This is a genomic window from Microcystis sp. CS-574 (genome assembly GCF_028329095.1).
GTDB lineage: Bacteria > Cyanobacteriota > Cyanobacteriia > Cyanobacteriales > Microcystaceae > Microcystis > Microcystis ichthyoblabe_A.
The window spans coordinates 1-12,767 of record NZ_JAQMSY010000088.1 but is presented as its reverse complement, the minus strand read 5'-3'; the positions used below and the strand labels follow the sequence as shown (position 1 = coordinate 12,767).

The window sequence follows — 12,767 nt, the reverse complement described above, 5'->3', positions numbered from 1 at the left end:
TATTAAGGGAGATCCCCCCGCCTATCGGCACCCCCCTTATTAAGGGGGGATTAAGGGGGGATCGGCACCCCCCTTATCAAGGGGGGCAGGGGGGATCGGCACCCCCCTTATTAAGGGGGGATTAAGGGGGGATCGGCACCCCCCTTATTAAGGGGGGATTAAGGGGGGATCGGCACCCCCCTTATCAAGGGGGGATTAAGGGGGGATCGAACCTAAAATCCATTTTTAATTTAATTATAACCAGCTACTTAATATTATCATTTTATAGGATAATTGTCTTATGCCTATCACTGCCGCCCAACTAAAAACTATTGTTACTGGCGATGAGTCCGCTAGAGCCGAATCTCTGCGAACGATCCTTAACTATCCCGTACTAGAAAGGGACTCCCAAGGGTCAAGGTTTTGGTATTTGCGTCCGGGGGGCAACCCAGAAGATGCCGCAGAAACTTGTCCTATTGCTGTTGGTTTTTATCAGGAATTAAATCGAGGGACAGACCAAGAAATTAAGCAGTTTCTCACTTCAGAGCCACAGCAACAGGAAATCTATGGTCACTATATTGACAGAATTGCTGAGGATCAACCTGTCATGTATTTACTTTTCCCATTTTCCCCTTTTGAAGAGGAGTTAGGGGGAATTAAAAATCAAGCTAGAGTAGCTTTTATCTTACCCACTGAGGGGGGATTACGGCAGCGGGGGATTCAAACTTTTGCCTTTGAGGATGAGGATTTAAGGGCGAGGTTAGCAAGGTTACATCGGGATGAATTAGCAGATAAAATTCTTGAAAAAGCTCTTAATTTAATCCCGCAAGTTGATTGGATTTTCTATAAACCTGCTGAAACTGCTCAGGAGTTAGCCCACGAATTAGCCGCAGTTACCCAACGCATTGAACGGGCGATACCTGATGTTTATAGTCAGGAAAATCAAGGGGGTTATTTACATAAATTATTAGAGAGTTTTCGGAAAGAGTTATTGCCCAATCTCAAGCTAAATTCTGAGGATCAGAAAGATTATAGTTTTAGTGATATTTACGCTCAAACTATTGCTTATGGTTTGTTTACGGCGCGGGTATTTAGTTATGTCAAGAATCCGAAACGAGATTTTAATCGCTACCATACTTGGCAAGAATTACCAGAAACTAACCCTTTTTTAAGGCAGTTATTTAAAGATGTTTCCCAGCGTCCGGCGGCGGAGTTGGGGGATGAGTTAATTGATAGTATCGGTGAGGCGTTTGGCATCCTCAGAGCGGCAAAAATGGAGGCAATCTTAACGGATTTTCGCAATAAGATGAACCGCGAGGATATTGTTATTCGCTTTTATGAGGACTTTTTAGCGGCTTATAAGCCTCAAATGCGGGAGAAAAGGGGGGTTTATTATACTCCTGAACCTGTGGTGTCTTATATAGTGCGTTCCGTTGATGAGTTGATTAAGGATAAGTTTAATAAACCGTTGGGAATTGCGGACCCAGAGGTGATGATTCTTGACCCTGCTTGTGGGACGGGGACGTTTTTATTATGGGTATTTCAGTTGATTCATAAGCGGTTTGAGGAGAATCCGGTCGCGTTGACGGCAGGGTTAGCAGATAAGTCTTGGTCGGGGTATGTTTCGGAAAGGTTATTACCTCGGATTTTTGGCTTTGAGTTGTTGATGGCTCCCTATGCAATTTGTCATCTAAAGTTGGGGTTATTTCTGGAGGAGACGGGTTATCAGTTTGCGAGTGGCAAGCGGTTAGGGGTTTATTTAATTAACACTCTAGAGGATATTAAGTTAAGGGAAGAAAAGCAGCAGTTAACTTTAGCTTTACCCCAAATGGAGGAGTTAATAGCAGAGGAAGCAAAAGCAGGTTCTCGGATTAAGAAAAATGAACCGATTATGGTTGTTATTGGCAATCCGCCTTATTCTGGTCATTCGGAAAATAATAATGAGTGGATCAAAAATTTAGTTAATGATTATTACTTTATTGATGGCAAGGGTTTAGGTGAGAAAAATACGAAATGGTTACAGGATGATTATGTTAAATTTATCAGGTTTGCACAGTGGCGAATTGATAAAAGTCAAAAGGGAATTTTAGCTTTTATTAATAATCATGGTTTTTTAGATAATCCTACTTTTCGAGGCATGAGACAACAGTTAATTAATACTTTTGATGAGATTTTTATTTATGATTTACATGGTAACAGTAAGAAAAAAGAAACCGCTTTAGACGGTAGTAAAGATGAAAATGTTTTTGATATTCAGCAGGGGGTTAGTATTGGTATAATGGTAAAAAGCATGGATGTAAGTTAACTCATGGCTTTGCTTGATCCTAAGACGGTTATTTCTCCAGCTAAATTGAAAGATTATCTTTTAGTGTTATTGCCTAAAGATGATAAATCACAATATTTAGCTCAAGCTGGTTATAATCAAGATAATTGGGTACAATTAGAAAAAGATTTAAGAGAGCAAATCCTTACTTTAGAAGCAACTCCTACCACTAAAACTAAATATGGTCAAAAATATGAAATTATTGGTAATTTAAGAGGAGTTAATAATAAGATTCTCTCAGTCAAAACCATTTGGATGGTTACACCTACTGAAACAAAATTTGTTACTTTATTTCCGTTTGAAGGAGGTTAGAGCATGAAATTTAGTTTATTTACCCAAGTTCGTTTAATTGAAGATTTACCTGAGTATGGTTTAAGTCAGGGTGATTTGGGTACTATTGTTGAACATTATCCCAATCCTGAAGGAGAAGATGGTTATAGTTTAGAGGGGTTAATTCCTCTAAATACGGTAGAAGTGTCTGAATCTCAAATTGAGTTGGTGTCCATGGGGATAACGAAAAAACAAGCAGTTTCTTTTTAGTGTTATTTTTGCATGACAAGTTCGGTAGAACCCAAATATGTTCTAATATAATGGAGTAAAAATATGAACCTTTTGCTAGAGATGAAGCAAAAGCAACAAGTGATTTAGATTTATTAGTAGAATTTCAAAGAAAAGTTACCTTTGATAAATATATGGAAGTTTTTTTTAGAAGATAATTTGGGTTTGTCTGTAGATTTAGTAACAAAAAAAATGTTAAAAACCCAAGTTATTAACTCTATCAAAGAGGAGGCTATTTATGTCTCGTAGTTTAAAGCTATATTGTGATGATATCTTAATTAGCGGTTGGGGGTTTATTTAATTAACACTCTAGAGGATATTAAGTTAAGGGAAGAAAAGCAGCAGTTAACTTTAGCTTTACCCCAAATAAATGGGCTCTCCCAGGTTTGGTGGGTAAAATGTATTCTAAGATACATTAATCCTAGCGAGGGAGTGGAGCGAACCACAAAGACACAAAGGACACAAAGATCGAGCGATCATATAGTAAGTTAAACTTATCACACAGAACCTAGAAGAGCCCCAAATGGAGGAGTTAATAATAATCATGGCTTTTTAGATAATCCTACTTTTCGAGGCACGAAACAACAGTTAATTAATACTTTTGATGAGATTTTTATTTATGATTTACATGGTAACAGTAAGAAAAAAGAAATTTGTCCTGATGGTAGTAAGGATGAAAATGTCTTTGATATTCAGCAGGGGGTTAGTATTGGTATAATGGTAAAAAGCTTAATGACACCATGAAGCTACCAAACCCTGAAGGAGCTATACTAGGAGATAAGCTAGAATGTTATTGTTTGAATTTTCAGCATAGCGTAGGCAAGTATAAAGCCTTTCGGTTAAACTAATGTTTGTATTGTTTATCAGTGGGGTACACTAATGAATACAGTTGAATTAAAACAAGCAAAGAATCAATTTAATGAGTTATTGGAAGCTGTCCTGAAAGGTGAAGAAATTATTATTACAGAAAATAATCAACCTGTAATTAAATTAAGTCCTGTCAAGTTAGCCAAGAAACCACCGCGTCAACCCGGAAGTGCTGCGGGAAAAGTTTGGATAGCCGATGATTTTGATGCTCCTTTAACTGATTTTGCGGATTATATGTAATTATGCTCAAAGTTTTAATAGATACTCATGTATTTCTTTGGTATGTCACTAATAATAAACAATTGCGAGATAACCATAAAATTATGATTAATGAAAGAGAAAATCTGGTTTATCTTAGTCAAGCTAGTATTTGGGAAATGGCTATCAAATATAGTCTAAGAAAATTAACTTTTGATACACCTTTTCGAGAATTTATTGAGTCACAAATTCAGATAAATGATTTTCAGATTTTGCCTCTTAATTTACTACATTTTGAACAAGTAGCTCAATTACCTTTTCAGCATCAAGATCCTTTTGACCGGATGATTATTGCTCAAGCAATAGCCGAAAATGTTCCTGTTATTAGTTATGATCAGGTATTTGATTGTTATATAGTTAAACGTTTATAAAAAGAGGAGGTTTAATCATGGCTAAAATCTATCACGCTCATTTATACGGTTTAAGAGAAGATAAATATCAAATATTAAAAGAAAATACGGTTAACTCTACTAATTTTCATGAGGTTAACCCTCAATCTCCTTTTTATTTGTTGATTCCTCAAGATACTGATTTACTTGGTGAATATGAACAGTATTTTAAGATTACTGATATTATGCCTATTAATGGTGTAGGAATGACAACAGCTAGAGATCATGTAGTTATTGATTTTGAAAAAGAACCGATTTTAGAGAGAGCAACTATTTTTAGAAATTCTAATAATTCTGATGAGGAAGTTTGCCATCAATTAAATATTCCTTTAAAAAAAGGTTGGAATCTTGAAAATTCTAGAAAACTAATTAGGAAAGAAGAGGATTTAGAACAATATATTACACCTGTTTTATATCGTCCTTTTGATAATAGATTTATTTTTTATCATGATTCTTTGGTTTGGCGAACTGTTAAAAAAGTTATGAAAAATATGTTGTTGGGGGATAATTTTGGGCTAATCGCACGTCGTCAAATGGTAGGAGATAAAATATCTTATTTTTATGCTAGTCAATATATTATTTCAGATGGAGCAATTAGATCAGATAATAAAGGAAGTGAGTCTTTATTTCCCCTCTACCTCTACCCCGACTCCGATAAAGCTCAAGAACTCCAACAAGAAAAACGTCCCAACTTCTCCCCAGACTTCCTCAAAACCCTAGAAACAAAACTCGGCTACTTACCCACACCAGAAACCATCTTTTACTACATCTACGCCGTCTTTCATTCTCCCACCTATCGCAGCCGTTACGCCGAATTTCTCAAGATAGACTTTCCCAGAGTACCCCTCACCAGCAACGATAACCTATTCCGTCAACTCGCAGAATACGGAGAACAACTGGTACAGCTTCACCTGATGACATCTCCTAAACTTGATCCTCCCTTAGCCCCCTCTTCAAAAAGGGGGGGAGTGGAAGCCCCCCTTATTAAGGGGGGTTGGGGGGATCTATCTTTTGTGAGTAAAAGCGATAGAATTGTAGCGGCAGGACATCCCAAATATAGCAAAGGAGAAGTCCACATTAACACACAGGGAGACTGTTTTAGAGGAGTACCTGAAGCAGTTTGGAACTTCTATATTGGCGGTTATCAAGTTTGTCAGAAATGGTTAAAAGACAGAAAAGGACGCACCCTATCAGACGAGGATATACTGCACTATCATAAGATAGTAGTAGCCCTAGCAGAAACCATCAAATTAATGCAGTTAATCGATGCTGCGATTCCGAGTTTTCCCATCAAGTAAATATATCCAGCAAGATTTATGCTAGAAACCGTAATCCAAGACTTGATAAAAAAACAACGTCCCTACTACCACCCCGAAGGAGATTACATCAAAGGTGTCAATAATAACTATTGGCTGGTTTTTAAACATCGAGATGCGGAGAACCTCTTGCGAAATATAGTGAGTTTTTTGGGCCTACAAAAACATTCTACTCATAAGCTGTTCCGCATTGAACTCAACACCGCTCACATCTTTGAATATACCCCTAAACGAGAGGGGAATATCCCCAGCATTGCCTTACTCCGCACCAGTAACTTAACCATTATTGAACAATTCTTAAACCTCGAAAATGCCAGCAAAGAAGAAAGCTTAATTCGTGGAACATTTATCGAAATAGAACATAAAAAAAGACGTAGATTTAATTTACCCGAACAGCTAGACAAATACAATCAATTTATTGCTGCCTATTTAGAACGTACTAAAATCTATAGAAGAAGTACCGCCTACTTTAATAGTGGAGTTCTCAAACTTTATGAAGAACCTCTTTTTAATTTAGTCTTAAATGAAGGTCAGATTAAACTCTTAATGGACTGGCAAGGCTTCACCAATAAACGAGATGTTCAAGAATTAGAAAAACTCCACAACCCCGAATATCGTCAACAATATATTACCCGAACTTTAACCGAATGTTTACAAGGACTAGCTGATAAAACCTTTAGCAGTACCACTATTCTAGCGGAATTAGTTAGGTTGGGAATCCTTACCATCAAACTTGTTAAAATGCAAGAAACTAGAGGTATTTATCATAAAAAAACAGGGATTTTAACCGATAGTTTAGGTAACTCTATTTTACATGAAGGCTCAGATAACTTCACTGGTGCTGCTCATAGTAGTAACGCCGAGAGTATCACCTTTTTATATTACTCAGACTCCTTAGATTTAGAGACAATTCAACAGTCAATAATCGAATTTGACCAAGAATGGCAAGAGCCAGAATTAAGCTTTGATTTAACTCAAGAATTTTTGCAACAAGTCTTAGTAGAAAAACAGCGCCGACAACAACAAATTCAACCTCAAATAGAGACAATTAGTCCTCAAGAATTTCCCGCAGGCGCAACTACAAATATTAAAATTAAGGGTAAAAACCTAGACAAAATTGAAGAAATTGAGATTCCCGATAATCCCTTAATCGCAGTAGAAATAGAGGAAAAACAACCCCATCTCCTAACAGGAACTGTCACCGTCGATCCCGAACATCCCTCCACTTCTTTAAAAACTTTTAGAGTCAAAGAGAAACAGGGAACTTATCAGATTACGCCAAATCAAGCCCCAACTATTAAACAAGAAATAACCTTACCTGAATGGGAAGAAATAGCCGGATTTAAACAAGCGATTGAACTAATTTTGCAAGGAAAACAGGGAACCCCCGATGATTTTCTCTACTGGTTAGCCCAACAACGCCCCCACCTGCTCAACATTCAATCCAGTAACATTTTAGATCGACTGGTTAATCAAGACATCCTGTTTGAACATCAAAAATCCGGCGCACAACATTGTTTGAGAGTCATGCAGAACTTTGGCGTAGTGGTTTGTGCCGATGCGGTAGGCTTAGGAAAAACCCGCCTTGCGGCTGCGGTAACAAAACTCTACCTAGAAGAAAATCCTCAAACTAAAATTGCCATTATTGCTGCCAAAAAACTCCACCCGAACTGGGAGAGAGAAATGGCAGAATTAGGATTGCTCGCCAAGAAACACTACGAACTCTACAATAAAAACCTAATGAGTCGTGGCGGCGATCGCTTTTATGATGAATTTACCCGCCATGGGGGTGCGGCAGATTTAGTCATCATCGATGAAGCTCATGAAGGCATCCGTAACTATAACAACCGCATCCATAAAACCTGCCTGCAAATTAAAGAACACGATCGCCAGATTGAAAGACAAAGATATTACCTGCTCCTGACGGCAACCCCTTGGAACAACCGCCGCGAAGACATCTACAACATCCTCTCTCCCTTTCTCACCCGTCCTGAAGGCTTCCAAGAATTAGGCTTTCCCCCCGAAGTCAAAGAATGGTTTGCCAGCCGAGAAATAGGAATAGAAAACTTTACCGATACCACCAATATTTTCCGGCGCACCTATCGAGAACTCTTCTTACAGCGTACCCGCAAGATGTTGAGAGAAGCCACCCCAGACTTACAACTCTATGCCCAACGCCTTGCCCAATGGCTGCCCGTCCAATTTGAACCAGAAACCGAACAAGCATTAGAACGGATCTTCAGTCAGTTTGAAGATAATCTGTTTATTCCCTTTGCCGACCCCATCCGTTACTTAACCAGCACAGTGGAACAGCGTTCTTTACTGAAAAACCAGCGCCGGATGTTTTTACAACGGGCAGAGTCTAGTATGTATGCTCTACGACGAACCATTAAAAACTTTAGCGATCGCATTTCCTTACTCAAACAGCAACTCGAACAAGTCACCCCGGATGCCGAAGGGTTAAAACAATTTCTCTTACAACATTACAAATTTCAAGCTGAAAAAACAGGAAGAGAAACCGACTGGTTGGGGATAGAAGAAAATGGGGATGAGGATTATTGGGAAGACGAAGAAGATGAAGAAGAAACTGACAGCAACAAAGGGGAAAAACGTCAACAGTTACGCCGCTCTATTGACCTGGCCACCGATAAACTGAAAAATAATCCCCTAGAAGCTAAAAATATCTATAACCGCATTCTCGCTGACTGTCATAGTGATTTAGAGCAACTACAGCAGATTTCAGTCCTCTTAGCCAATGAATTTGTCACCGACCACAAACGACAGCAAGTTAGCCGGAAAGTCATGGAATTAGTTGCTGATGGTCACAAAGTTTTACTAATTTCTACTTTCTCCGATACCGTCATTGATTACTACCGCTACATGAGCCAAAATCAGGTCATTGTCTCCACAGGAATTGGCATGGCAATGGGCAGTCACAAACTTTACTACATCGATGAAAAATCGGTTAAGATTGCGCCAAACAACGCCCTCAGAGGAAACAATAAGCAAACTGGAATTCAACGCCAACAATTATTCCGTTTATTTGCCCCCGAAGCCACTTGTAAAAACCCGAACGAACGCCCTTTACCAGAACAGGAAATAGCCGTCCTCATCGGTTCAGAAACCCTCTCCGTCGGTCAAAACCTGCAAGATGCCGACTATCTAATTAACATTGACCTCCCCTGGAATCCCATGGTCTTGGAACAGCGCATCGGCAGAATTGATCGCCCCAAATCCCATCCTTGCCAATATATTTACATCTATTACGCCAACAGTGAAAGTCAGCTACTCAGACAAGCGGGCCGACTAGCTAACCTGAATAAGAAACTAATTGGGGAACTGGCCAAAGATGACAAAATTCCCCATATCAGTAATGTAGAGGAGTTGGGCGCTTCCGTTTATGGAGATACCTACTTTGACGATCAAATTCTCCCCGGTTATATTGACTTCATCCACAATCTAATTAAAGCCCGACAACTCGAACAAGAAAGTTTTCAAGAACAAACCTATCAAAAACAAGAAACTAGCCGCAACCTCTACAGTCAAAACGAGCTTTTGCATAGTGAAGAATTGCGGAAGCTCTACGAAAGATTAGGAGAAAAATATCAGCCCAATCCCCTAACTATCGGTCAATTTACCACCTCGGAATTACCCACCAGTGTAGTCGCTTTAACTCTCGATTACTTTGACCCTAATGGTCAACCAATTCCCGAACAAAATCAACTAATTTATTGGAACGATCTAAGCAGAGAAAATGATGGTTTGGGAGTAGCAATCGCCACAGCTTTTAAAACCCCTCAAGCCAGCCAGATTGTTCCCGCGAAACCAATCATTAACCTAGCCCAGCAGCTTTATGAACAACTGGTTCAAGTTAAACAAAAATTAAGCCAAGACCTAGAAGAAACTGCTATTTTAGAAAATATCCAACTCAATTCAGAACGACTAAGTAGGATTCAAAAGCGCATCCAAACTATGTCAGCTTTTCCCGCCAACGTTAACCGAAAAATGGTTAAAAATACCCTAAATAAATTGAGCCAAGCTAAAGAAACAAAGAAAGTGCAAAAACTGCTCAAAGATTACACTGACGGTGAACCAAGCCAACTCGATGATCAAAAATTTATTCTGGGGTTGATTCAGGGTACAGAACAGCTTAATTTACTGACCTTTGATACTGCTAAACCTTCCAGTTTAAAACTTTCTCTTTCAGCCATGTTACTGAGAATTTGGCTCTTCTAGGTTCTGTGTGATAAGTTTAACTTACTATATGATCGATCGATCTTTGTGTCCTTTGTGTCTTTGTGGTTCGCTCCACTCCCTCGCTCTTGAGTAATGTATCTTAGAATACATTTTACCCACCAAACCTAAGAGAGCCATGAGGCAAGGAGCAAGGTTTTCTTTTCACTGATTACTGTTGACTGAAAAGACTCCCCCACAGCCATCTTACTCCGGGGAAAATCGCTATAGAATAGAGAGAAAAAAGAATTGCGAGGAAAAAACTCTGTCTTTTAACCCGATTGTCATTCCCCCTTCCCCGGAAAATCCCGCTCGCTATCTAGTGATCATGCTGCACGGTTGGGGTGCCGATGCCATGGATCTGGCCCCTCTTGCATCGATGCTGGATCTGGCTGATTGTCAATTTTTGTTTCCTAATGCTCCCTTTGATCATCCGCAAGTGCCGGGGGGACGCGCCTGGTATGCGCTAGAAACCTCCGATCATCAAGGTTTAGTCGCTAGTCGTCAACAGTTGCACGATTGGATTATTTCCCTAGAAGCAACCACCGGCATTCCCCTAGAGCGGACTTTTTTGACCGGTTTTTCCCAAGGGGGAGCGATGACCCTGGATGTGGGTTTATCCTTACCCTTGGCGGGATTGGGTTCCCTGAGTGGTTATCTGCACAGTGAACCCCATCCCCAAAGTCCACAAAATGTCTTAATTGTTCATGGTAAGCAGGATCCCGTCGTTCCTATCGCTGCTGCTCGTCAAGCCAGGGATTTACTGCTTGGTTTGGGGGTTAACGTCGAATATCACGAGTTAAATATGGGTCACGAAATCCCCATTCCGGCGCTGACTATTTTACGCCAATTCCTCCGCAATCGTCTGGAAACTGCATGAATAATGCTCGTCAGCTGGCTTTGCTGATTTTACGCGATATCGATCGCTCCTCCGCCTATCCCGATCGCGCTCTTGATCGCCATTTGTCCGCTAGTTCCTTAAATTGTCTTGACAAAGCCTTGACAACGGAGATTGTTTATGGTACAATGCGCCGACAAAGAACTTTGGATGCGCTGCTCGATCGCCTGGGGAAAAAAACCGCGGCCCAGCAACCCCCGGATTTACGGCGAATTCTCCATATTGGTCTTTATCAACTGCGTTATCTCTCCCAGATTCCCCCATCAGCGGCGGTGAATACGGCGGTAGAATTAACTAAAATCAGTCATTTAGGCAAATTAGCGGCGGTGGTTAACGGAATGCTGCGGCAATATCTCCGTTTAACTGCTAATGGCGACGATCCTTTAATTTTGCCGGAAAATACCGCTTCTAGATTGGGTATTCTCCACAGTTTCCCCGATTGGTTGGTGCAATTGTGGTTAGATTGCTTTAGTGTTACGGAAACGGAACAACTGTGTCAATGGTTTAATCGCTCTCCTGACCTCGATATTCGGATTAATCCCCTGAAAACTAGCCTAGAAGCCCTAGAAAATGAGTTAGAATCAGCCAATATAACTTTTCATCATCTTAAATTACCTCTAGCTTGCCGTTTAACCTCTGGTTTAGGCAATATTGAGCGTTTAGAGGGATTTCGAGCCGGAAATTACACCCTACAGGATATTAGCGCCCAATTAGTCACTTATCTACTCGATCCCCAGCCCGGAGAGACAATTATCGACGCTTGTGCGGCACCGGGGGGAAAAACCACTCATATTGCCGAATTAATGGGCGATCGAGGTAGAATATTAGCCTGTGATCAAACGGCATCCCGTTTACGACAGTTAGAAGCCAATATTAAAAGATTAGACTTAAAAGCGATCGAAATACATCTAGGGGATAGTCGCGATCGTCCCCAGTGGTGCGGCATCGCCGATCGTGTACTAATCGATGCTCCCTGTTCAGGATTGGGAACCCTGCACAAGCGTCCTGATATACGTTGGCGACAAACACCAGAAAATTTACCTGTACTAGCCAAACGACAGGGGGAACTTTTAGCCTCGGCTGCCACTTGGGTAAAACCGAAGGGAATCTTAGTTTATGCCACTTGTACTTTAAATCCGTTAGAAAATGAAAGAGTGATCGAGCAGTTTTTAGCGGCTCATCCCGATTGGAAAATGGCCACTCCTGACTCTAATTCATGCGTCTCAGAATACTATACAGAAACGGGAGCGATCGAAGTGTTACCCCATCGACATAATCAAGACGGTTTTTTTATGGCTAAGTTAGTCAAGGAAGTGTGAGATGAAAAATAAACAATTACTGAAAATTCTCATCGGTGTTGCTTGGATTGATGGTGTGATTCAACCATCAGAAAGAAGTTATTTACGACAGGTAGCTGTGAGGGAAAAACTTGATGATGATCCGGAGATAAAACCACTATTATCGGAACTAAAACCAGTTAAAACTGGTGAATGTTATCGATGGTTAGAGTCCTATTTAGGCGATAATCCTAGTCCAGAAACCTATCAAGATCTAATAACATCGATTAGCACCTTAATCTATAGCGATGACGACGTGGACGTACAGGAAGCAAAATTATTAACCAAAGTGCAGAGTTTTGATCCGACTCACGATAGCCATCGATCGATGTTAGATAAATTAGTGACGGGAATTCAAAAATTGTACCACAAGGCAATTACTAAAAGTAATTAAGGTTTGCTGAATAAATCTAAAAACCTTGTTGGATAAGACTTTTAGACTTTTTGTCAATCAAAAAGTACCATATCTGGGAGTGATGGGGGGGAAAATTCTGGGACTTTTTCCCTGAAAATTAGGTAGTTGACCCCCTCAAAATCGGTAAAACCCTACACCCCACACCCCACACCCCACACCCTACCCCCACGAAAAACTTTTTGCCGCAAACCCTA

General features: G+C 40.2%; 10 protein-coding genes and 1 pseudogene. All 11 read left to right on the top strand.

The features are described 5' to 3' along the window. Nucleotides 1-280 precede the first annotated feature (280 nt). The 11 genes and pseudogenes from PN470_RS06740 to PN470_RS06695 all read left to right on the top strand — a co-directional run bounded on the left by PN470_RS06740 (nt 281) and on the right by PN470_RS06695 (nt 12,552). A complete protein-coding gene (locus PN470_RS06740) occupies nt 281-2,284 on the top strand; it encodes an N-6 DNA methylase (RefSeq protein ID WP_271935026.1) in 2,004 nt (667 codons plus the stop codon). 3 nt (nt 2,285-2,287) lie between these two features. Continuing rightward, nucleotides 2,288-2,614 carry a DUF6883 domain-containing protein gene (locus PN470_RS06735; RefSeq protein ID WP_002749521.1) on the top strand — a complete coding sequence of 109 codons (327 nt, stop codon included), beginning with the start codon at nt 2,288-2,290 and terminating at the stop codon, nt 2,612-2,614. Nucleotides 2,615-2,617: 3 nt separating this feature from the next. After that, nucleotides 2,618-2,842 (top strand): DUF4926 domain-containing protein, encoded by a 225-nt coding sequence (locus tag PN470_RS06730; protein ID WP_002735184.1) that lies wholly within the window; start codon nt 2,618-2,620, stop codon nt 2,840-2,842. Between the two features lie 552 nt (nt 2,843-3,394). Further along, a pseudogene (locus PN470_RS22325) lies at nt 3,395-3,604 on the top strand (hypothetical protein); the annotation flags it as partial. Nucleotides 3,605-3,739: 135 nt separating this feature from the next. After that, nucleotides 3,740-3,967 (top strand): type II toxin-antitoxin system Phd/YefM family antitoxin, encoded by a 228-nt coding sequence (locus tag PN470_RS06725; protein ID WP_016514671.1) that lies wholly within the window; start codon nt 3,740-3,742, stop codon nt 3,965-3,967. A 2-nt stretch (nt 3,968-3,969) separates the two neighbouring features. Continuing rightward, nucleotides 3,970-4,356 (top strand): type II toxin-antitoxin system VapC family toxin, encoded by a 387-nt coding sequence (locus PN470_RS06720; RefSeq protein WP_130757333.1) that lies wholly within the window; start codon nt 3,970-3,972, stop codon nt 4,354-4,356. Between the two features lie 17 nt (nt 4,357-4,373). Continuing rightward, nucleotides 4,374-5,672 (top strand): type ISP restriction/modification enzyme, encoded by a 1,299-nt coding sequence (locus tag PN470_RS06715; RefSeq protein WP_272104134.1) that lies wholly within the window; start codon nt 4,374-4,376, stop codon nt 5,670-5,672. Nucleotides 5,673-5,690: 18 nt separating this feature from the next. Further along, complete coding sequence (locus PN470_RS06710) at nt 5,691-9,926, top strand: helicase-related protein (protein ID WP_272104131.1); 4,236 nt, start codon at nt 5,691-5,693, stop codon at nt 9,924-9,926. Nucleotides 9,927-10,209: 283 nt separating this feature from the next. Next, nucleotides 10,210-10,803, top strand: coding sequence for an alpha/beta hydrolase (locus tag PN470_RS06705; protein ID WP_306307482.1), 594 nt, complete (start codon nt 10,210-10,212; stop codon nt 10,801-10,803). Beyond that, on the top strand, nt 10,800-12,140 hold the full coding sequence (locus PN470_RS06700; RefSeq protein WP_272104129.1) for a 16S rRNA (cytosine(967)-C(5))-methyltransferase: 1,341 nt from the start codon (nt 10,800-10,802) through the stop codon (nt 12,138-12,140). The genes PN470_RS06705 and PN470_RS06700 overlap by 4 nt, the downstream gene beginning before the upstream one ends. A 1-nt stretch (nt 12,141) precedes the next feature. Further along, nucleotides 12,142-12,552: a tellurite resistance TerB family protein gene (locus PN470_RS06695; RefSeq protein WP_272104127.1), complete on the top strand. Its 411-nt coding sequence runs from the start codon at nt 12,142-12,144 to the stop codon at nt 12,550-12,552. Nucleotides 12,553-12,767: the final 215 nt, after the last annotated feature.